Genomic DNA, 21,613 nt, shown 5'->3' on the forward strand with positions numbered 1-21,613 from the left:
GGAAGTATTAGTTGATAATATCCATCGAAACCGTTATAATTTTTGTTGTATAATTTGTTTGTCACAATTCAATTATACAGCTTTTGCGGGCTCTGCGGAGCCCGCAATTTCTTTTACAGAGAAAAAGGGGCTGTTGGAAATGAACTTGTTTGTTCATTTTGCAACAGCCCCTTTTCTAATTCTATATGCAACGACATGATTGGAATCCCATGATTTGCGAAAAAAGGTGAAGCGTTCGTTATTTTCGCAAACCATATCCATTAAGGATTCATGTCGTTGCATATAGGGGCAATCCGCTGATCGGACAGTTCCGTCTTTAGCTCTCGAACCCCTGTAACCACAATGTTATATTTATACGATCACCAAGATGATATTGACAACAAATTAACATCTAAATATAATTTAATTGACTAGTCGATCAAAAAAATGACACCGAAAATACATGACGCACTGGCATGATTTTCCTGTCTTACCAGGCGATCCGGTGCGGTTTTCTTTTCGGCTCGGGCCTGTAACCACCGTCCCGCCTTAGCGGGATGAGCCTGGCGAATGAACGCGCAAATCTGTCTCGCTTGAAAAAATGGGAAAACAATCAGGTTTTGCATTCGGAGTGAAACTAATAGTATAATATCAATTGGGGTTTTAAGAATTGCGGGAATTGCATAAATTTAGAAATCGTCTTTAGAGTGGGGTTTCGCGATATATTGGCCCCGCAGGGCCCGTTGGGACAGTGCAATTCTCCGAGTCAGGACGACCACCGCAACGCAAAAAATAACAAAGGGTTGATAGCGTGGCTAAGATTCCCAAGGTTGAAATGGTCAATATTACAAAGAAGTTTCCCGGAGTCATCGCCAATGACCGGGTCTCGTTCTCGGTTCATTCAGGGGAGATCCACGCCTTGCTCGGTGAGAACGGCGCCGGCAAAAGCACTCTGATGAGCGTTTTGACCGGGCTTTACCATCCCGATGGCGGCGAAATCCGGATCGATGGCAAAAGAGTGGAGCTCAGTTCGCCCCGCGAAGCCGTGCGCAAAGGGATCAGTATGGTCCACCAGCATTTTAAATTGGTCCACCCGTTTACCGTGGCCGAGAACGTCATTCTAGGCCTGCAAGGTTTGCAACAGGTTTATGATATCAAGACGATTGAGGAAGAGATTCTGGAATGCTCCAAGCGCTACGGCTTGACCATTGACCCCAAAGCCAGGATCTGGCAGCTGTCCGTCGGCGAACAGCAAAGAGTGGAGATCATCAAAATGTTGTTCCGCGGCGCCGAGATTCTGATCCTCGATGAACCGACCGCCGTTTTGACCCCGCAAGAAGCCACCGAACTATATAAGAATTTGCGCAATATGGCCGGGCAAGGAAAAGCGGTCATCGTGATCTCCCACAAAATGAACGAAGTGATGGAAAACACCGACAATATCACCGTCTTGCGGGATGGCAAATATGTCGGTACCGTGCCGACCCGTTCCACCACCGAAGCGGAACTGGCCCGAATGATGGTGGGCCGGGACATCACCCATACCTTTTATAAGGAATCTGTCGCGACCCAAGGCCGGGTGTTGGAGATGCGGGACGTTTCGGTCCTCGGCGACCGGGGGCGGATGACCTTGAAAAATATCTCCCTGGATATCAACGGCGGCGAAATCCTGGGGATCGCGGGCGTCGCCGGAAACGGCCAAAAGGACCTGGCGGAGGCGATCGCCGGATTGCGATCGGTCGAAACGGGCAAAATCTTTGTCAACCAAAAAGATTATACCTGTACCGGCTGTAGAAAACTGATCGACGCCGGAGTCAGCTACATACCGGAGGACCGGATGACCACCGGCCTGGTCCCTAATTTGAATGCCCCCGAAAATGTGGTCTTGAAAAGTTACCGTAAAATGCGGGGCTGGTTTATCAACTGGGGCAAAATCCGCAGCTACACCAATGAGTTAATCCGCCAATTCGAGGTGAAGCTGGCTGGCGCCCATTATCCGGTGAAGATGATGTCCGGCGGAAACTTGCAAAAACTGTTGCTGGCCCGGGAGATCGAATCCAACCCCAGCCTGATCGTGGCGGTCTATCCCATGCGCGGACTGGACATTGGAGCCACCGAGAGCATTCGCAAGCTCTTAATTGCGCAGCGGGCGTCCGGCAAGGCGGTTTTATTAATCTCCGAGGAACTGGACGAACTGTTTGAACTGTCGGACCGGATAGCGGTGCTTCATGCCGGAGAGATTATGGGGATCGTTCACCCGGCGCAGACAACAATCGAAGCCGTGGGCCTGATGATGGCGGGCAAAAGGATGGAATGTGATGCAAGTTAATATCATGAAGAACTGGCAGATCGAAAAGCGGGGCTCGGTTTCCAAACTGATGCAGTTTGTCGTTCCCCTGCTCTCCTTGTTGCTGGGATTGATTTTTGCGGGTATCTTTTTTATGCTGACCGGCAAAAACCCGGTGACCGTCTACACCCTCCTCTTCCAGGGAGCCTTCGGCTCCACTTACGGCTTGTCGGAAACAGTCGTCAAGGCGATTCCGCTGATCCTGGCGGCGTTGGCGGTTTCCCTGGCCTTCCGGATGCAGCTCTGGAATATCGGGGCCGAGGGACAGTTTTACATGGGCGCTTTCGGGGCCACCTGGATCGCGCTGTCATTTCCGCAGTGGCCCGCTTATCTGCTGTTGCCGGCCATGTTCGTTACCGGCTTTTTGTTTGGCGGCATCTGGGGGCTGATCCCGGCGATTCCGCGCGCCTACTTTAAAGTGAACGAGACCATCAGCACCTTGCTGATGAATTATATCGCCATCCTCTGGGTGGATTATCTGGTTTTCGGTCCGTGGAAAGATCCCCACGGCTATAACTTCCCCAATACCGCTCCGTTTTCGCCCAACGCCATTCTGCCGGCCTTCGGCCGGACCCGTATCCATTGGGGCTTGATCATCGGGTTGGTGATTGCGGTCATCTTCTACATCATCCTCAAATACACCAAATGGGGCTATGAGATCCGGGTCTGCGGCGAGAGTCCCAAAGCTGCCGCGTATGCCGGAATGAATTTCGTCCGGAACATCCTGCTGGTGATGTTCATCAGCGGCGGTATTGCCGGAATCGCCGGAATGACCGAGGTTTCCGCCATTACCCAGCGGCTGCAGCAGGGGGTATCTCCGGGCTATGGCTTCACCGCGATTATTGTCGCCTGGTTGGCACGCTTGAACCCCTGGGCCATTATTGCGGTTTCTTTTCTATTGGGTGGCTTGCTGGTGGGCGGATTCAGCATTCAAACTTCCGGTTTTCCGGCGGCAACGGTCTCGATGTTACAAGGAGCCATACTATTCTTTGTATTGGGCGGCGAGATTTTGGGCCAGTACCGCCTGACGCGGAAAGGGAAGGAATGAAATGCAAGATTCGATCATTGTAGCAGTTCTGGCGACCGGCATTGTGGCCGGCACTCCGCTGCTCTTCGCGTCTTTAGGCGAGCTTCTGTCGGAGCGGGCCGGCGTAATGAACCTGGGTGTGGAAGGTATGATGCTGATCGGCGCGGTGACCGGCTTTGCGGTGGACGTTTATACCCAAAACATATGGGCGGGAATTCTCGCCGCGATGCTGGCCGGAGGATTGATGGCCTTGATTCACGCCTTTCTCTCCATCACCTTAAAAGCCAACCAGGTCGTGAGCGGCTTGGCCCTCACCATCTTCGGCACCGGCCTCAGCGCTTATTTGGGAAAACCCTTGATTGGCGTCCCCGCGCCGGTAACCTTCAAAGTGGTGGCAATCCCGGGTCTCAGTGAAATCCCCTGGCTGGGAACGATCCTTTTCTCCCATGATGTATTGGTCTATATCAGCTATGGCTTGGTGGCGCTGATCTGGTTCGTTTTGTACCGGACTAAGACCGGGCTCATCCTGAGGTCGGTCGGGGAGAACCCCGCCGCCGCCGACGCGGCCGGGATCAATGTTTTCCGTGTCCGTTACCTGGCGGTGGTTCTCGGCGGAATGCTTTCCGGAGCCGCCGGCGCCTATTTATCATTAGCCTATGCGCCATCTTGGCTGGAGAATATGACCGCCGGACGGGGCTGGATCGCCTTGGCGCTGGTCATCTTCGCGATGTGGAATCCTTTGCGGGCCCTGGCAGGCGCCTATGTCTTCGGCTCCATCGATGCGCTCGGCTTTCACATGCAGACTCTGGGCGTGGTCATTCCGTCGTTTTTCCTGAAAATGCTGCCCTATCTGTTTACCTTCATCATCCTAATCGTCTTGACCCGGGAGACCAAGAACCGCCGGGTCGCTACCCCGGAAGCTTTGGGAGTCTCCTATTCGCGGGAGGATCGCTGAGCGGATTTCCGTTTGCGAAGGACAGTTCATCGGGATCGGTTATCGGAATCTGAACCGGCTCATATTCTGTGAAGACAGCCAATATTAAACCCGGAGGATGATCGGATGTCGTCCATTCTGATTAAGAATGCGCATATCGTTACCATGAATGAAGACCGGGACGTCCTGAAAGCCAATCTTTTGATCGAGGGCGACCGGATCAAGGCCATTGGAAACCAGGACTTCAGTGCCGAGAAAACCATCGACGGCCAGGGCCAGGTGGTAATTCCCGGCCTGATCCAGGCGCACGTGCATCTCTGCCAGTCGCTCTTTCGAGGCCAGGCCGACGATTTGGAACTCTTGGACTGGTTGCGTCTGCGAATCTGGCCCTTGGAAGGGGCGCATGACCCGGAGTCGGTGTACTACTCCGCGCTGCTGGGCATCGGCGAACTTTTTCAGGGCGGCACCACTGCCGTGATTGATATGGAAACGGTCCATCACACCGAAGCGGCTTTCGAAGCCATTCAAACGGCCGGGATACGCGCCATGAGCGGTAAATGCATGATGGACTGGGGTTCCGGAGTGCCGGAAAGCTTGCTCGAAAAGACGGAGGATTCCATCCGGGAAAGCGTCGATCTGCTCGAGAAGTGGCACGGCCGGTGCGATGGCCGATTGACTTACGCGTTTGCGCCGCGCTTTGCGGTTTCTTGTACGGAAGAGTTATTGAAACAAGTCGGCGAGTTGTCCCGCCGCTATCAAGTGAAGATCCATACCCACGCTTCCGAGAACCAGGGGGAGATCGCCTTGGTGGAGCAGGAAAGAAAGCAACGGAATGTGGCCTACTTTGAGAGCTTGGGATTGGCGGATGAGCACCTGATCCTGGCGCATTGCATCTGGCTCAATGAGCAAGAGCTGTCGATCCTTCAGCGCAACCGGGTAAAGGTAGTCCATTGTCCTTCGTCCAATCTCAAATTGTCGTCGGGCATCGCGCCCATCCCGGAGATGCTCGAAAGGGACATCGGCGTATCTCTGGGCGCGGACGGCGCGCCTTGCAATAATAACCTCGACCAGTTCATCGAGATGCGGACGGCGGCCTTGATCCAGAAACCCCTGCACAATCCGACGGTAATGCCCGCCTGGCGGGTTTTTGAAATGGCCACCCTGGGCGGTGCCGAGGCGATGGGCCTTTCCGATCAGATCGGTTCGCTGGAACCGGGAAAAAAGGCCGATCTGGCCATGGTCGACCTGCGCAAGCTCCATTGCACGCCGTTCGCCGGTTCCAATATTTACGCCCAACTGGTCTACCAGGCCAGAAGTTCCGATGTCAGCCTGACCATGGTGGATGGCAGAATTGTCTACGAGGACGGCCGTTTGACCACCATCGACGCGGCGGATGTGATGACCCGGGCCGAGCGGTTGATTGGGCGGGTGTATGAGAGAGCGGGATTGAGTTAAGGCATGCAAAAAGTAAAAGTGGAAGAGGCCGTGGGCATGGTGCTGGCCCACGATCTGACCAAGATCGTGCCGGGCGAATTTAAAGGCGCGGCATTCAAAAAAGGCCATATCATTCGGGCCGAAGATATCGAGGAACTGAAGAATATCGGCAAGAACCATCTGTGGGTGGTGCCCCTGGGCGACGGGCGGGTCCATGAGAATGAAGCCGCCGGACGGCTGGCGGCCGCCGCCGCGGCTCAAGGGCTGTCGATCACGAAGCCGCGCGAGGGAAAAGCCAACATTGTGGCGGTTCATCGGGGGCTTCTTAAGATTAACCGGAGCGCGCTGGCCGAACTGAACCAGATCCCCGACATCGCTGTGGTCACGTTGTATGATAATACCATCGTCGAGCCGGAGCAGATTGTGGCGGCGGCCAAGATCATTCCCTTGACCATGGACCGGGAGGAACTGGAACGGGCCGAGCGGATCTGTGGCCGGGCAGGACCGGTGATCGCCACCAGGGAGCTTTTCCGGCTGAAGGTCGGGATCGTGGTCACCGGCTCCGAAGTCTATTCCGGCCGGATCCAGGATCGCTTCGGAGCGGTTTTAAAAGCAAAGATCGCTCATTACGGGGGCGAGTTCCTCGATCTCCAGTATGCGCCGGACGATACCGATTTCATTCAGGGTCGGATTCAGGGAATGCTGGAACGCGGCGCCGAACTGGTGCTGATCTCCGGCGGGATGGCCGTGGACGCCGACGATGTGACGCCCCAGGCGATCGCCCGGTCCGCCAGCGAAGTGGTGGCCTATGGGGTGCCGCTCCTGCCGGGCGCGATGTGTATGGTTGCCTATCATGGCGCGACGCCGCTCGTCGGCGTGCCAGCCTGCGCCATGTATAATCAGACTACGATTTTGGATGTGATCATGCCGCGGCTGTTGGCCAAGGAACGCCTGACGCGGGCCGATTTGGCGGCGCTGGCCCACGGCGGGCTCTGCCGCCAATGCGAGGTATGCCATTATCCGGTTTGCTCGTTCGGGAAATCGTGATCCGAAAAGATGGAGGCCGATGTCGTGAATCTGTATGCCGAAGCCGGTCAATTGCAGGAGCGGGGCGTGCCCTTCGCCATGGCGACGCTGATCGCCGCCCAAGGCTCGACCCCCCGGAACACCGCCAAGATGATCGTCAAGAGCGACGGCGCTATTGTGGGGACGGTCGGCGGCGGCCTGGCCGAACTGTACGTCATTCGGGAGGCGGTGGCGGCCATCCGCGAGAGCCGTTCCAAAATTGTGGAATATAATTTGAACAGCGAAGCGGCGGACGGCATCGAGATGCTCTGCGGCGGCACGATCACCGTCCATATCGAAGTGGTGGCCCCCAAGCCGCGCATCGTAATGATCGGCGCCGGACATGTCGGTTTCGCCGTCGCCAAACTGGTGGACCTCTTGGAGTACAGCCTGGTGATTGTGGACGACCGGGCGGAGTTCGCCAACGCCGCCAAGTATCCGATGGCGGCCGAGATCATTTGCGATTCCGACTTTGAAAAGGCATTGACTCAGATCCGGATCGACGGCAATACCTACATTGTCATCGCCACCAAGGATTCGGACCTGCCGGCCATGCAAAAGGTGATCCGGTCCGATGCCGCCTATATCGGGATGATCGGCAGCAAGCGGAAGGTCCACATCGTGGCCGAGCGCTTAAGGGATGAGGGAATCTCCGGGGAACGGCTGCAGGCGGTGTATATGCCGGTGGGCCTGGATATCGGCTCGGAGACCCCCGAGGAGATCGCGGTCAGCATCCTGGCCGAGATCATCAAGGTTCGCAACGGCAAAAGCGGTTTATCCCTGCGTGAGTTGGCAAAACCCGGGCGGGATTGATTACGGCTTTGGGAGGGTAGCGCCTTGGATACTATCATCAAAAACGGCACCATTATCACGGCGAGCGAGACCTATCCGGCGGATCTGGGGATCGCCGGCGGCAAAATTGTCTGTATCGGACGGGATTTATCCGACGGGGCGGCGGAAGTGGTCGATGCCGCCGGAAAATATGTCCTGCCCGGCGCGATCGACGGTCATGTCCATTTGGAGACCCCGGTCGGTTCGTTCATCTCGGCCGATGATTATCAATCGGGTCCGCGCGCTGCGGCCTGCGGCGGGGTGACCACTGTTTTTGATTTCGCGGTCCAGGGAAAGGGGCAAGGCCTGGTGGAAGCGGTCGCCGCGCGGATTAGCGCCTTCAAAGCGCAGTCCTGTATCGATTTTTCCTTCCATACGGCCATCACCGATCTGACGCCCCGTATATTGGATGAATTTGAGGAATCGGTGGCCTTCGGGGTGCCCAGCTTTAAACTATATATGGTCTACAAGGACTTGATGGTCGATGACGGCGTGCTGGCGGAGGCTCTGGAACGTTCCGTCGCCACCGGCGCACTGGTCGCGGTGCATGCCGAAAACCCGGCCATCATCGAGCGGCGGACCGCCCGGCTGTTAGCCGAGGGGAAGACTGGCGCCTGGCATCATTATGAGAGCCGCCCCGAATTCGTCGAAGCCGAGGCCATCAAACGTGCCATTCATCTGGCCAAGGCTTTCAATGCGCCGTTATACATCGTCCATCTGGCCTGCGCCGAAGGATTGGCCGAGGTGACCAAGGCGCGGGATGAAGGCTATGCTATCTATGCCGAGACTTGCCCGCAGTATCTGCATTTCACCAACGAAGTGTATCAACGTCCGGATGGCCGGAATTTTGTCTGCTCGCCGCCGATCAAGGGCGCGGAAAGCCGGGCGGCGCTTTGGGAAGGAATCCGGCGCGGCGACATCATGACGGTGGCGACTGATCATTGTCCGTTTCAGTCGTTTGAAAAGGACTATGGCAAGGATGACTTCACGAAAATCCCCAATGGCTGCATGGGTATTGAAAACTTTTACCCCTACCTGTTGAGCGCGGCCAATCAAGGCCGGATCTCCTTCCATAAAGCGGTCGAGGTCTGCGCCACCAACCCGGCGAAGATCTTTGGTTGCGCACCGCAGAAGGGGACTATCGCGGTCGGCTCCGACGCCGACATCGTGGTGTACGATCCGGCCAAACATTTTGTAATATCCCAAGCCAACATGCGTTCCCGGGTCGATTACACCATTTGGGAAGGGGTGGAACTCCAAGGCTACCCGGCGCTGACTTTCTCCCGGGGCCGGTTGGTCTATCGCGACGGGGAGTTCCTCGGCGAACCGGGTTGGGGGAACTTTGTCAAATGCCGGGGCCGGAACCCCCGCCTATGAAACGCTTCATGATACGGAAGATGAGATGAGAGATTATTCCCATCCGGTGAAAAAACCGCTTCCTCCCTGACCTGGCGGGCAAAGTTGTGATATAATCTTGTCATATATTTTGAAACAGGAGGGGGAGTCTGCCGAGGGGGAGGGAGAGCTGTTTTTCTCCATTTTCGGCAGGCGGAAAAGACCGGATGCAGCTTTTAAAGGATATGATCGTCACCAAGGGGCGGGTGGACAGCGAGCACATTTTGAAAGTGGATGGCTTCCTCAATCATCAGATCGATGTCCAATTTCTGAATGAGATCGGCAAGGAGTTCAAAGAACGTTTCAAGGATCAACCGGTTACCAAAATTTTGACCATCGAGGCGTCGGGGATCGCCGTCGCCTGCATGGTGGCCCAGTACTTTGAAGTCCCCGTCATCTTCGCCAAGAAGACGGAATCCAAGAATCTGGACGCCGCGACCTATGAGAGCCAGGTCTATTCTTTCACCAAGGACCGGTATTACAAGATCCGGGTCTCCAAACGTTATCTGGGCTCCGAAGACAAGGTGCTGATCATCGATGATTTTCTGGCCAACGGCCAAGCCGTGCTGGGATTAAAGGAGATCGTCGATCAAGCCGGCGCTGAACTCGTCGGGGTTGGCATTGTGATTGAGAAAGGATTCCAGCAAGGTGGCAAATTGGTGCGGGATCAGGGAATTCGCGTAGAGTCCCTGGCCATCATCGAGTCCATGAAGCCGGGAGAGGTCGTTTTCCGGCCATAGATGGCGGATGACCCAAGATAGACAGAAATAGGCGGGTCTGTTTTGCCAGGCGAAAAAAATTTTTAATCGAATTTGATTGATTGGTCAATCAAATGGTAATTTTCGGAACAGTTAGAACATCGCACTGAATTCAATTCGAAAATAAAAGGAGTAGAAAGCATGGCAGAGATGAAGGATTTAATTCAGAAACTGGAGCAGCTCGACACCCAAAACATGTACGGCCGGGACTTCCTGTTGACCTGGGAGAAAACCGACGCCGAACTGCAGGCCGTCTTCACCGTCGCCGACGCGTTGCGCGCCTTGCGGGAACAGAACATTTCGCCCCGGATCTTCGACAGCGGGCTGGCGATCTCGATCTTCCGCGACAACTCGACCCGCACCCGTTTCAGCTTCGCCAGCGCCAGCAATCTGCTGGGACTGACGGTCCAGGACTTTGACGAGGGCAAATCCCAGGTGGCCCACGGCGAGACGATCCGGGAGACTTCAAATATGATCTCGTTTATGGCCGACGTGATCGGGATCCGCGACGATATGTACATCGGCAAAGGCAATGCTTACATGCGGCAGGTGGCCGCGGCGGTCCAGGAAGGTTATGACGACGGGGTTTTGAAACAGCGGCCGACCCTGGTCAATCTGCAATGCGATATCGATCATCCCACCCAGAGCATGGCCGATCTGTTGCATCTGATTCATCATTTCGGCGGCGTGGAGCAGCTCAAGGGCAAGAAGATCGCGATGTCCTGGGCCTATTCGCCGAGTTACGGCAAACCGCTCTCCGTGCCGCAAGGGATTATCGGACTGATGACCCGCATGGGCATGGAGGTCAGCCTGGCCTATCCGGAAGGGTATGATCTGATGCCGGAAGTCGAGGAGGTCGCCAAGCGGAACGCCGCGGCCAGCGGCGGCCGGTTCACCAAGACCCATTCGATGGAGGAGGCCTTTGTCGGCGCCGATATCGTCTATCCGAAGAGCTGGGCGTCGTACGCGGCCATGGAAAGACGGACCGACTTGTACGGCGCCAACGATTTCGACGGGATCAAGGCGCTCGAAAAAGAGCTGCTGGCCGAGAACGCCCGCCATCAGGATTGGGAGTGCACCGAGGCGATGATGCAAAAGACCAGGGACGGTAAAGCCTTGTACCTGCACTGCCTGCCCGCGGATATCACCGGCGTCAGCTGCGGCCAGGGCGAAGTGGCCGCCTCGGTCTTCGACCGTTACCGCGCCCCGCTCTACCGACAAGCCGGTTTTAAACCCTATGTCATCGCGGCGATGATCTTCTTGAGCAAAGTGAAGAATCCCGCCCGGACCCTGGAGTCCCTGCAGCAACGGGGTACTTCCCGGTTCGTGGGATGAATGGCGCATCGCCGGCGGCTTTTCATTTGATTTTGATAAGGAAGCAAGATGCGGAGATTTCGGTAATAAAATTGAGGGAAAGCAATGTCCAAAGACGTCAGCAAAAAGATTCTCGATGCCACGCTGGAGGTCATCGCCAAGGAGAAGATCAGCGGCACCCGGATGCACCTGATCGCCAAAGAGGCGGCGATGACCCAGTCCAATCTGCACTACTATTTTCCGACCAAGAACGATCTGCTCATCGCCCTACTGGCCGACATCCAGGAGTGGTTCTCCAAAAACCGGCAGCAGGTGGTGGATCTGGACCGGCAGACGTTTCGCGAGAATTTACACGCGTTTTTCGCGGAGAAGAAAGATGTCATCTTAAATCACAAGAAACTGGATTACGTCCAGTTCGACTACTGGGTGCAGGGGACGGTCGACCCTCAGGTCCGGGAGTCGTTCCGGCAGACCTTCGACATCTGGCGCAAAGACATTAGCGCGGTATTTGAGCGCGGCGGCTATTCGGAGGAGCGCATCAAGATGATCCCGTTTCTCATGGTCTCGCTGATGATGGGCGCCTCGATGCAATATCTGATCGACGAAGGCCAGTTCGATCTGGATCAATATTTTGACGCGGCTGAAAAAATAATCGTAAATTTAATTGATGGTTCCAAATAAAGATTTAGGAGGAGACAAAGATGACAGGAAGGAAGATTCCTTTCGGGCCCACTTATGACGAGATGTTGCATCCGGAGACCATGGATGCGGCCCTGCGGGGCAAGGCGTTGCGGGCTCTGAAAGAGAATGAGCTGGACCCGGTCAATCTGTTCAATATTACCTGGAAAGACGGGAACAACCAGGTGCGCAAGATCGTGCTGCCACCGGAGCTGACCGGCGTCGACGCCAATATCGTGGTGATGCTGGGCAAGGAGTTCCCCTCGGGCTCGCATAAGGTCGGGCCGGCCTATGCCACGTTGATCGAGGGTTGCGTCGACGGGGAGATCATCCCGGGCGAGCATACCATCCTCGGCCCGTCCACCGGTAACTTCGGCATCGGCGTCTCGTATATCTGCAACTTGATGGGTTACAAAGCCGTGGTGATCATGCCGGACAACATGAGCAAGGAACGGTATGAAAGAATCCGCAAATACGGCGCGGAGCTGGATCTGACTCCGGGCACCGAGTCCGATGTGATCCTGACCCTGCAACGCACCTATGAACTGAAGAAAGATCCCAAGAACCGGCCGCTGGCCCAATTCGAACTGTTCCCCAACTACCGTTTCCACCGCCACGTCACCGGCAACTCGGCCATCGAGGCGGTGCGGGGGATCGGCAACGGCCGAATTGCCGCCTTCTGCTCCGCGCCGGGATCGGCCGGGACCATCGCCGCCGGGGACGCCATCAAGGCGGCTTTCCCCGAATGCAAGATCGCCGCGCTGGAGCCGTACGAATGCTCCACCCTGGCCAATGGCGGCCGCGGCCAGCACCGCATCGAAGGGATCGGCGACAAGATGTGCACGCTGATTCATAATGTCCTGACCACCGACTTTGTGACGTTAATCTATGACGATGACTGCGTCAAAGCGTTGAAGGTAATCCACGACGCGCCGCATATCCTGGCCAAACTGGGCGTCGCGCCGGAAGTGGCCGAGGGAATGCGCGAGCTCTTCGGAGTCTCCGGCATCTGCAACATCCTGGGCGCCATCAAGATGGCCAAATATCTCAAGCTGGGCCCGGATGACAACGTGGTCACCATCGCCACCGACAGCTTCGACCGTTACAACTCGGTCCTGGAGGATTTGGACCGCCGTTATCTGGAGACCGCCGACTTCGTGCTGGAACGCTGGGTGCGGGATATCTTCCACGGCAGCGGCGAGGATCATGTCTTCGATTTCCGCCGCAAAGACCGGAAAGAACAGCTCTTCCAGCAGAAGGAGCAGGATTGGCTGCCTTTCGGCTACAGCCAGGCTTATCTGGATGCGATGCGGTCGCCCCAGTTCTGGGAGGACGAATATCAGAAAGTCCACGAGTACAACGAAAAGATCAAAGCGATGCGTTGAAGTTTTCAAGGTTTAGCCTCCAGACTTTAAAAGCTCGATTGAAATAAATGCGCTGCAGAGGGTGGCTGAAAGCGATGGGATCGCATCAAAAAGTGGTCATCGCGTTGGGCGGCAACGCGCTCCAGGAACCGGGCGCGCCGGCCACCGCCGAGGCCCAGCTGGAAGTGGTCAAAAAGACGGCGGAGATCATCACCGACATCAAGTGCATCTTCGGTTACGAACTGGCGATCGTCCACGGCAACGGGCCGCAGATCGGCCGGATCCTGCTGGCGTCGGAGCTGGCGGCGGAGGTCACGCCGGCCATGCCGCTGAATGTCTGCACCGCCATGAGCCAGGGCTATATCGGCTATCACATCCAGCAGGGACTAAGCCATGCCCTGGCCAACCGGAACCGGCCGCTGCCGGTGGTCACGGTGATTACCCAAGTGGTGGTCGATCCGGCTGATCCGGCGTTTCAGAATCCGACCAAACCGATCGGCCCGTTCTATTCCGAGGAAGAAGCCGGCAAACTTGCGGCCGAGCGGGGCTTCGTGCTGCGGGAGGATGCCGGCCGCGGCTGGCGCCGGGTGGTCCCGTCGCCCTTGCCGCAGCGGATCGTGGAGATTCATTCCATCAAGGAATTATGGGACTCGACCATCGTGATCGCCGCCGGCGGCGGGGGAATCCCGGTGATTGAGAAGGAAGACGGCACCCTGGAGGGCGTCCCGGCGGTGATCGACAAGGATCTGGCCGCCGAGAAGCTGGCCGAGGAGGTCGGCGCCGACATCCTGATGATCCTGACCGAGGTCGAACAGGTGGCCCTGAATTACAAAAAAGCCAATCAGCAGAACCTGTCCCGGCTGACGGCGGCCGAATGCGAGCAGTACATCCGGGAGGGACATTTCGCGCCCGGCAGCATGCTGCCGAAGATCCAGGCGGCGCAGGCCTTCGCCCGATTGCATCCCAAAAAGAAAGCGATCATCACCTCCCTCGCCAAGGCGGTCGAGGCCTTGAACGGCAGCGCCGGGACGGTAATTACCCAGCAATAACCGACGACAGGGTTTTGGAATTGTCGCGGATGAAAAAGAGGTGGCACGGCTGTGAGCAAGGTTTTGAAGTTGAAATGCGTCAAATGCGGCCGGGAGTACGACCCGTCCGAGATCCTCTATACCTGCTTCGATTGCGGCATCGCCGGCATCCTGGACGTGGTCCTGGATTACGAGGCCATCCGCAAAGAGATGACGCCGGAGTATTTCCGGCAAAACAGCAATTATTCCTTATGGCGCTATCTGCCGGCCATTCCCATCGACGACCCGCGCGGGATTCAGCCGCTCCAGGTCGGTTGGACGCCGCTCTATGAGACCGCCAAGTTCGCCCGGGAGACCGGACTGAAGCAGCTCCTGATCAAGGATGATTCCCGCAATCCCACCGCTTCCCTGAAGGACCGGGCCAGCGCGGTCGGGGTCGCCAAAGCGCTGGAACTGGAGAGAAAAGTGGTCTGCGCCGCTTCCACCGGCAACGCCGCTTCCTCCCTCTCCGGCTTCGCCGCCAGCGCCGGCATTGAGACCTACATCTTCGTACCGGAGACCGCGCCCGAGGCCAAGGTGACCCAGCTGTTAATCTACGGCTCCCATGTCTTTCTGGTGGAGGGGACTTACGATCAGGCGGTGGAGCTCTGCTTCGCGGCGGCGGCCGAGTTCGGCTGGTACAACCGGAGCTGCGCCATCAATCCCTACCTGGTGGAAGGAAAGAAGACGGTATCCTACGAGATCTGCGAGCAACTGGGCTGGCGGGCGCCGGACGTCGCGGTGGTGGCGGTGGGCGACGGCTGCACCATCGCCGGAGTCTGGAAAGGCTTCAAGGAGTGTTACCAATTGGGCCTCATCGACCGGCTGCCCAGGATCATCGGGGTCCAGGCCGCGCTGTCCAACCCGGTGACCCGGGCCTTCGCCAGCCAGAGTGACGAGTTTGAGTACCGCAAGCCCGAGACCATCGCCGACAGCATTTCGGTGGGCATCCCGCGCAACGGGATCAAGGCCTTGAATGCGGTGCGCGAATCGGGCGGGATGATGGTCGATGTCACGGACGCCGAGATCCTGGCAGCCATGAAGCTGCTGGCGGAACGGACGGGCATCTTCGGCGAGCCGGCGGGCGTCACCAGTTTTGCCGGGATCCTGAAACTGAACCAGCTGGGGATCTTCTCCGGCGGCGAGCGGGTGGCCAGCATCGTCAGCGGCAGCGGGCTCAAGGATATCAAGAGCGCCGCGCAGGCGGCGGGGCGGCCGGCGGTGGTTGCGCCGGATATCGACGCGGTGAAGCGGATCGTGCGGGGTTAAGGTGGTTGACATAGGGAAAGCGAAGACTGAAAGCGTTGCCGGATTGGCTGTTGCGCCGTGAAATGCCGCGCATTGCGTCGTTGCTCGGTCGCTGCGGTGCTCGATATACGGCGAGTATTATCTGTGCTCCTCGCTCGGTCGCGCCTAGCACTGCACGACATTTGACGACGCGAATGTGGAATCAGGGAGACAGCCAATCCGGCAAGGTTCCACCCCGGCGCGCTGGGGTGAGGCGCCGGACGGCATAGTCATTCGGCTGAAGTTGATTCACTTATCATCTATGATACTAAAATAAATCATTGTCCGATTCGGGGGCGAGAGAGAAGTTCCCCTTTCTGCCGGACAGTTCGCCCGGAGCCCAGGCCAATTCTCCCGGGTCTTGGAGGAACCGTCCCGGGACTCCGGCAATCTTTCCCGGGGTTTGGGCGGGTCCGCCCGGGCGGAAGATGGTTCTTCCCATGGGAAGGACGGACCTTCCCACGGCTCGCGAAAGCCTTCCGAAGCGATGGGACGGCATTCCCGGGGGAAGGAAGGAACCGCCGGAGGATTGGGAAGGGGTTGCCGAGTCCCGGGCGGATCGGAACAGTCTTATGAAACGTTACTTAGGAACGGTGTAGGCACGGAATAAAACCATAGAGGAGAAGAGAGCCATGATCGATTTCGCACAGATTGTCAAAGCGGCCGAGCAATATCAGCCACAAATTTCACGGTTTTTGCGCGACCTGATCGCCATCCCCAGCGAGAGCGCTGAGGAGGGCCGGGTGGTGCAGCGGATCAAGCAGGAGATGGAGGCGGTGGGCTTCGACCGGATCGAAATCGACCCGATGGGCAACATCCTGGGCTACGTCGGTCACGGCAAACATCTGATCGCCATGGACGCCCATATCGACACCGTCGGCGTCGGCAATCCGAAGCTCTGGGAGTACGACCCCTATCAGGGCTACGAGGATGAGGAGATCATCGTCGGCCGGGGCGCCAGCGACCAGACCGGAGGCATGGCGGCCATGGTTTACGCCGCCAAGATTATCAAGGATCTCAAGCTGGAGGACGATTACACCCTGCTGGTGGTGGGTTCGGTCCAGGAAGAGGACTGTGACGGCCTCTGCTGGCAGTACATCATCCAGGAAGCGGGGATCCGGCCGGAATTCGTGGTCATCACCGAGCCGACCTCCTGCAATATCTATCGCGGCCAGCGCGGCCGGATGGAGATCAGGATCACGACCCAGGGCGTCAGCTGTCACGGTTCGGCGCCGGAACGGGGCGAAAACGCCATCTACAAAATGGCGCCGATCCTGCTGGAACTGCGGGCGCTCCATGAAAACCTGAAAGGCCACGCCTTCCTGGGCAAGGGCAGCCTGACCGTATCGGAAGTCTTTTTCACCTCGCCGTCGCGCTGCGCCGTCGCCGACAGCTGCTGGATCTCGGTGGACCGCCGCTTGACCGCGGGCGAGGACCTGGAATACGCCTTGGGCCAGATCCGCAACCTGCCGGCGGTGAAAGCCGCCGGGGCCGAGGTGTCGCTCTACGGTTATGAGCGGGCTTCGTATACGGGGCTGGTCTATCCGACCGAGTCGTACTTCCCCACCTGGTTCATTGAGGAGGATCATCCGGTCTGCGCTGCGCTGCTCGACGCCTACCACGGGCTCTTCCAGAGCAAGCCGCTGCTGGATAAATGGACCTTCTCGACCAACGGCGTTTCGATCATGGGCAAATACGGGATCCCCTGCATCGGCTTCGGTCCCGGCCATGAGGATCAGGCCCACGCGCCCAACGAGCGGACCTGGAAGAGTGAGTTGGTCAAAGCCGCGGCCATGTATGCCGCCATTCCGATGCTGTTTGTCCGGAAGTACGCCGATCAAATGCCGCAGGTCACCGCGAATCTGGCCGAAAAGCCGGTCCGCTGAACTGATAGGCAAGAGCAGCGCCGCGTTGCAGTTTCGCCGCATGGCAGAATGAAGGGTGGGACGGCGATGGCCATCGAAGCGGTGGTGCTGGCCGCCGGCTATTCCAGCCGGGCCGAGGCCTTTAAAATGGAGTTGGCGGTCGGGAGCCGGACCGTCATCGAACGGTGCATTGCCGGGATGTACGATCTCTGCGGCCGGATCATCGTGGTCGGCGGCTACCAGATCGAAAGGCTCGAAGCAGTGCTGCGGGATTATGCCAAGGTCGAGCTGGTGGAGAACCCCCGTTATGCCGCGGGCATGTTCACTTCGGTGAAGGAGGGGGCGCGCCACGTGCGGGGGGAACGCTTCTTCTTCACGCCCGGCGACTATCCGCTGATCAGTCCGGCGGTCTGCCGGAGCCTGCTGGCGGCGGAGGGGGAGATCATTATCCCGGTCCACGGCGGCCGCAAAGGCCACCCGGTGCTGCTGGCGGGGAAGCTTGCCGCGGAGCTGGTGCGGGAAGACGATTCGTATAATTTGCGGGACTTCATTCAACGCAAGGGTTATCAAACGCTCGAGGTGGCGGAGCCGGGCATCTTGTTGGACCTGGACACCCAGGCCGACTACCGGCGGATCCTGGAGCGGATTCGCGAGGGGGGCGAAGCGAATGAGCCATGAGATTTCGAGACCGGTGGCGAAGATCGACAACCGGGAAAAGCTGGCCGGAGACGCCCAGTATCTGGGGGATCTCCATCCGCAAGGAATGCTTTACGCCAAGACGCTCCGTTCGGTCAAAGCGCGGGCGGTCATCCGGGCGATCACGGTTCCGCCGCTGCCGGAAGGATATTTCATTGTGGACCGGCACGATGTTCCCGGCAAGAACCGGGTGAAGATCCTCAGCGACGATCAGCCGTTTTTCGCCGAGGACCGGGTCAATTATATCGGCGAGCCGATCCTGCTGGTGGTCGGGCCGGAGAAGGAACGGATCCTGGCGATTCTGGACGGCATCCGGGTCGACTACGAGGATCTGCCGCCCATCCTGACGCTGGCCGACGCCGAGCGGAGCCAATTGCCGCCGCTCTTCGGGGCGGACAATTACTTCGCCGAGTATCATTTTAGCCGGGGCCAGGTTGACGAGGCGTTCAGCCGGGCGGCCCGGGTGATCGAGGGGGAGTATCAAACCGGTTATCAGGAGCATGTCTACCTGGAGCCCCAGGGCGTGCTGGCGGTCCACGAAGCCGGCAAGATCACGGTTTACGGCTCGATCCAGTGCCCCTACTATGTGAAGAACGCCTTGATCCAGGCGTTCGGCTGGGACGGCGACCGGGTCCGGGTGGTCCAGACGACCACCGGCGGCGGTTTCGGCGGCAAAGAGGATTATCCTTCACTCATCGCCGGCCAGGCCGGGTTCGCCGCGCTCAAGACCGGCCGCCCGGTGCAACTGCTCTTCGACCGGGCCGAGGATATCGAGGTGACCACCAAACGGCACCCGTCGGCCATCCGGCTGCGGACCGCCCTCGATGGGACAGGGCGGATCACCGCGATGGAGGCGGATATCCGCCTGAACGCCGGGGCCTACGCCGGACTCTCCGCCGTGGTGCTGCAACGGTCGATGTTTAACATCGCCGGGGTTTATCAGCTGCCGGCCCTCAAGGTCCGCGGCCGGGCGGTGGCCACCAATACCGTGCCCAACGGCGCCTTCCGGGGATTCGGATCGCCGCAGGCCTTCTTCGCCGTGGAGACGCACCTGGACGAGGTCGCCAGGGAATTGGGCGTCGATCCGCTGGAATTCAAGATCAAACATATGGCGAAACAAGGCGACTGGACCGCCACCGGCGGCACCTATCAGCAGGAGATCAAGCTTCCGGAGCTGATTGCGGAGGTGGAGGAGCTGTCCGGTTACCGGCGCAAAACCGCCGACTTCGCGCGGCGGGACGGCGCCAGGCTCCAAGGGATCGGGATGGCCCTCTTCCTGCACGGTTGTGGCTTCACCGGCAGCGGCGAGCGCGACCATATCAAGGCCCGGGTGAAACTGCATAAACGGGCCGACGGACAGGTGGAAGTACTGGCGGCCAACGCCGACATGGGCCAGGGGCTCCGGACCACGCTGCGCAAGATCGTCGCCCAAACCCTGGAGCGGCCGCTGGAGACCATCATCTACGACAATCCCGATACCGACCGGGTGCCCGATTCGGGGCCCACGGTGGCTTCGCGGACGGTGATGATCGTCGGCAAGCTTTTGGAGGAGGCGGCCCGCAAGCTGAAAGCGGTCTGGGATCAACCCGGTGAGCAGGAGGTCGTCAAGGACTACGAGCATCCCGCCAACATCGTCTGGGATAACGATACGTTCAGCGGCGACGCCTATCCGGCTTATTCCTGGGGGGTGAACGCGGTCGAGGTGGAGGTCGATCCGTCTACCTACCAGATCGATGTGAAAGGAGTCTGGTCCGCCTTTGACGTGGGCGTGGCCATTGACGAGCGGATCATCCGCGGCCAGGTCGAGGGCGGCGTCCTGCAAGGGCTGGGCTATGGGAGCCTTGAGGTGATGGAGTGCCGGGACGGCCGGATCCAGCAGCGGAGCGTGACCGATTATATCATTCCGACCGCTTTGGATTGCCCGAGGATCGAGAGCCGGCTGATCGACAACCCCTATGAGCGGGGGCCGTTCGGAGCCAAGGGGGCCGGCGAGTTGACCCTGGTCGGGGCCGCTCCGGCACTGGCCCTGGCGGTCGGCAATGCGCTGGGGGTGCCCATCCGGCGGCTGCCGGTGACTCCGGAATACTTGATGGAGGTCATGGAACATGGCGGAGCGGATTGAGTTCGTATTAAACGGGCGCAACGTCGCGGTGGAGACCGACCCGCTGCGCCGCCTACTCGATGTGCTGCGGGAGGATCTGGGCTATACCGGTACCAAGGAAGGCTGCGGCGAGGGCGAGTGCGGCGCCTGCTCGGTGCTGGTCGACGGCCGGCTGGTCAACTCCTGCCTGGCGGCGGTCGGCACCCTGGCGGGGCGGGAGGTCATGACGATCGAGGGTTTCCGGGAGACCGAACGCTTCAAGGTTCTGGAACGGGCCTTCGGCGAGGCGGGCGCGGTGCAATGCGGCTTCTGCACCCCGGGCATGTTGCTGGCCGGGGAGGCGCTGCTCCGCCGCAATCCCCAGCCGAGCGAAACCGAGATCCGCACGGCGCTCTCCGGCAATCTCTGCCGCTGTACCGGCTATGGCATGATCGTGGCGGCGATCCAAGACGCCGCGCAAAGGGGTGAGGGACTATGGTAACGGCATTCACTCCCCGGACTTTGGTGGAAGCGTTGCGGTTCCGCGACGCCGGACCGTCCATCCCCTTCGCGGGCGGGACCGATCTGATGGTCCGCCGCAAGCGCTGGTCGGGAACGACGCCCCGTTTTGAGCAGCCCGCGCTGTTCATCGGCGGCTTGCCGGAGCTTCAAGGGATTACGACGGGGGATGGCGTGCTGACTATCGGCGCCGCCACCACCCTGACCGCCCTGCTGGAAGATGGGAACGTGCCCGCTCTGTTGCAGCAAGCCGTGGCCCAGATGGCCTCGCCGGCGATCCGCAACGGCGGAACGCTGGGCGGCAACCTTTGCAACGCCTCGCCGGCGGCCGACACCATGCCGCCGCTCTATGCTCTGGATGCCGCGGTCGTCCTGCAGAGCGCCGCCGGAACCCGGGAGCTGCCGATTGAGGAGTTCATCCAGGGGCCGGGCCGGACCGCCCTGGCCGGCAATGAGCTCTTGGTGGCGGTGAGAATTCCGCCGCGCCAGTTTAAAATATCCGCCTACCGCAAGGTCGGGACGCGCAAGGCCGACGCGCTTTCGAAGCTGTCTTTCGCGGCGGTGGCGGAAGTCGATGACGGGAAGCTGACCGAGTTGCGGATCGCGCTCGGCGCGGTGGCGCCGCGGGTGGTCCGCAGCCGGGCGGCGGAGGAACTCTTGCTGGATCGGCCGCTGCGGCAGATCGCGGACCGTCTCCCGGAGATCCAGGCGGCCTATGCCGAACTGCTCCGGCCCATCGATGATCAACGTTCCAGCGCGGCCTACCGGCGGACGGTGGCCTGGAACCTGATCCGCGATTTCCTGCTGGGGCTGCACCTTAAGCCATAGACGGCCGCTTGCCCTTAAGCCGTCCTGGCTCTGAGGCTGCGCTTTAGGCCATCCGTGGCTGCTTGCCCTTAAGCCGTCCTGGCTTTGGGGCTGCGCTTTAGGCCATCCGTGGCTGCTTGCCCTTAAGCCGTCCTGGCTTTGGGGC

19 protein-coding genes are annotated in these 21,613 nt (G+C 59.1%); all 19 read left to right on the plus strand.

Going from position 1 to position 21,613, the window contains the following annotated elements:
- Positions 1-199: hypothetical protein (locus EDC14_RS27050; RefSeq protein WP_207930713.1), on the plus strand; the 199-nt coding region annotated here is incomplete at its 5' end.
- 591 nt (positions 200-790) lie between these two features.
- Entirely contained in the window at positions 791-2,308 is a 1,518-nt protein-coding gene (locus EDC14_RS05700; protein ID WP_341540149.1) for an ABC transporter ATP-binding protein, read from the plus strand.
- Entirely contained in the window at positions 2,298-3,374 is a 1,077-nt protein-coding gene (locus EDC14_RS05705) for an ABC transporter permease (RefSeq protein WP_132013301.1), read from the plus strand. The genes EDC14_RS05700 and EDC14_RS05705 overlap by 11 nt, the downstream gene beginning before the upstream one ends.
- 1 nt (position 3,375) lies before the next feature.
- A complete protein-coding gene (locus tag EDC14_RS05710; RefSeq protein ID WP_132013302.1) occupies positions 3,376-4,308 on the plus strand; it encodes an ABC transporter permease in 933 nt (310 codons plus the stop codon).
- 105 nt (positions 4,309-4,413) lie between these two features.
- A complete protein-coding gene (locus EDC14_RS05715; RefSeq protein ID WP_132013303.1) occupies positions 4,414-5,742 on the plus strand; it encodes a 5'-deoxyadenosine deaminase in 1,329 nt (442 codons plus the stop codon).
- Positions 5,743-5,745: 3 nt separating this feature from the next.
- Positions 5,746-6,768, plus strand: coding sequence for a molybdopterin-binding protein (locus EDC14_RS05720; RefSeq protein WP_132013304.1), 1,023 nt, complete (start codon positions 5,746-5,748; stop codon positions 6,766-6,768).
- Between the two features lie 24 nt (positions 6,769-6,792).
- Positions 6,793-7,599, plus strand: coding sequence for an XdhC family protein (locus tag EDC14_RS05725; RefSeq protein ID WP_165907817.1), 807 nt, complete (start codon positions 6,793-6,795; stop codon positions 7,597-7,599).
- 24 nt (positions 7,600-7,623) lie between these two features.
- On the plus strand, positions 7,624-8,994 hold the full coding sequence (gene hydA / locus EDC14_RS05730) for a dihydropyrimidinase (protein WP_132013306.1): 1,371 nt from the start codon (positions 7,624-7,626) through the stop codon (positions 8,992-8,994).
- Positions 8,995-9,179: 185 nt separating this feature from the next.
- A complete protein-coding gene (locus tag EDC14_RS05735) occupies positions 9,180-9,752 on the plus strand; it encodes a xanthine phosphoribosyltransferase (RefSeq protein ID WP_132013307.1) in 573 nt (190 codons plus the stop codon).
- Between the two features lie 159 nt (positions 9,753-9,911).
- A complete protein-coding gene (ygeW, locus tag EDC14_RS05740; protein ID WP_132013308.1) occupies positions 9,912-11,105 on the plus strand; it encodes a knotted carbamoyltransferase YgeW in 1,194 nt (397 codons plus the stop codon).
- Positions 11,106-11,189: 84 nt separating this feature from the next.
- Positions 11,190-11,765: a TetR/AcrR family transcriptional regulator gene (locus tag EDC14_RS05745; RefSeq protein WP_132013309.1), complete on the plus strand. Its 576-nt coding sequence runs from the start codon at positions 11,190-11,192 to the stop codon at positions 11,763-11,765.
- 20 nt (positions 11,766-11,785) lie between these two features.
- Entirely contained in the window at positions 11,786-13,147 is a 1,362-nt protein-coding gene (locus tag EDC14_RS05750; RefSeq protein ID WP_132013310.1) for a PLP-dependent cysteine synthase family protein, read from the plus strand.
- A gap of 74 nt (positions 13,148-13,221) precedes the next feature.
- Complete coding sequence (arcC, locus tag EDC14_RS05755; RefSeq protein ID WP_132013311.1) at positions 13,222-14,175, plus strand: carbamate kinase; 954 nt, start codon at positions 13,222-13,224, stop codon at positions 14,173-14,175.
- Positions 14,176-14,226: 51 nt separating this feature from the next.
- A complete protein-coding gene (locus EDC14_RS05760) occupies positions 14,227-15,462 on the plus strand; it encodes a threonine synthase (protein ID WP_132013312.1) in 1,236 nt (411 codons plus the stop codon).
- A 650-nt stretch (positions 15,463-16,112) separates the two neighbouring features.
- Entirely contained in the window at positions 16,113-17,366 is a 1,254-nt protein-coding gene (locus EDC14_RS05765; RefSeq protein WP_207930714.1) for a YgeY family selenium metabolism-linked hydrolase, read from the plus strand.
- A 66-nt stretch (positions 17,367-17,432) separates the two neighbouring features.
- The gene (locus tag EDC14_RS05770) at positions 17,433-18,023 is read left to right on the plus strand and encodes a nucleotidyltransferase family protein (RefSeq protein ID WP_132013313.1); all 591 of its coding nucleotides are present in this window, start codon (positions 17,433-17,435) and stop codon (positions 18,021-18,023) included.
- Entirely contained in the window at positions 18,013-20,163 is a 2,151-nt protein-coding gene (locus EDC14_RS05775; protein ID WP_132013314.1) for a xanthine dehydrogenase family protein molybdopterin-binding subunit, read from the plus strand. The genes EDC14_RS05770 and EDC14_RS05775 overlap by 11 nt, the downstream gene beginning before the upstream one ends.
- Positions 20,147-20,623, plus strand: coding sequence for a (2Fe-2S)-binding protein (locus EDC14_RS05780; protein ID WP_132013315.1), 477 nt, complete (start codon positions 20,147-20,149; stop codon positions 20,621-20,623). Before EDC14_RS05775 ends, EDC14_RS05780 begins: the two co-directional genes overlap by 17 nt.
- Complete coding sequence (locus tag EDC14_RS05785; protein ID WP_132013316.1) at positions 20,617-21,468, plus strand: FAD binding domain-containing protein; 852 nt, start codon at positions 20,617-20,619, stop codon at positions 21,466-21,468. The genes EDC14_RS05780 and EDC14_RS05785 overlap by 7 nt, the downstream gene beginning before the upstream one ends.
- Positions 21,469-21,613 lie beyond the last annotated feature (145 nt).

It is taken from the genome of Hydrogenispora ethanolica (assembly GCF_004340685.1).
GTDB lineage: Bacteria > Bacillota > UBA4882 > UBA8346 > UBA8346 > Hydrogenispora > Hydrogenispora ethanolica.

Coding starts and splice junctions, on each gene's coding strand:
- EDC14_RS05705 (WP_132013301.1), top strand. CDS start 2,298: ATGCAAGTTAATATCATGAAGAACTGGCAGATCGAAAAGCGGGGCTCG.
- EDC14_RS05710 (WP_132013302.1), top strand. CDS start 3,376: ATGCAAGATTCGATCATTGTAGCAGTTCTGGCGACCGGCATTGTGGCC.
- EDC14_RS05715 (WP_132013303.1), top strand. CDS start 4,414: ATGTCGTCCATTCTGATTAAGAATGCGCATATCGTTACCATGAATGAA.
- EDC14_RS05720 (WP_132013304.1), top strand. CDS start 5,746: ATGCAAAAAGTAAAAGTGGAAGAGGCCGTGGGCATGGTGCTGGCCCAC.
- EDC14_RS05735 (WP_132013307.1), top strand. CDS start 9,180: ATGCAGCTTTTAAAGGATATGATCGTCACCAAGGGGCGGGTGGACAGC.
- ygeW (WP_132013308.1), top strand. CDS start 9,912: ATGGCAGAGATGAAGGATTTAATTCAGAAACTGGAGCAGCTCGACACC.
- EDC14_RS05745 (WP_132013309.1), top strand. CDS start 11,190: ATGTCCAAAGACGTCAGCAAAAAGATTCTCGATGCCACGCTGGAGGTC.
- EDC14_RS05750 (WP_132013310.1), top strand. CDS start 11,786: ATGACAGGAAGGAAGATTCCTTTCGGGCCCACTTATGACGAGATGTTG.
- arcC (WP_132013311.1), top strand. CDS start 13,222: ATGGGATCGCATCAAAAAGTGGTCATCGCGTTGGGCGGCAACGCGCTC.
- EDC14_RS05765 (WP_207930714.1), top strand. CDS start 16,113: ATGATCGATTTCGCACAGATTGTCAAAGCGGCCGAGCAATATCAGCCA.
- EDC14_RS05770 (WP_132013313.1), top strand. CDS start 17,433: ATGGCCATCGAAGCGGTGGTGCTGGCCGCCGGCTATTCCAGCCGGGCC.
- EDC14_RS05775 (WP_132013314.1), top strand. CDS start 18,013: ATGAGCCATGAGATTTCGAGACCGGTGGCGAAGATCGACAACCGGGAA.
- EDC14_RS05780 (WP_132013315.1), top strand. CDS start 20,147: ATGGCGGAGCGGATTGAGTTCGTATTAAACGGGCGCAACGTCGCGGTG.
- EDC14_RS05785 (WP_132013316.1), top strand. CDS start 20,617: ATGGTAACGGCATTCACTCCCCGGACTTTGGTGGAAGCGTTGCGGTTC.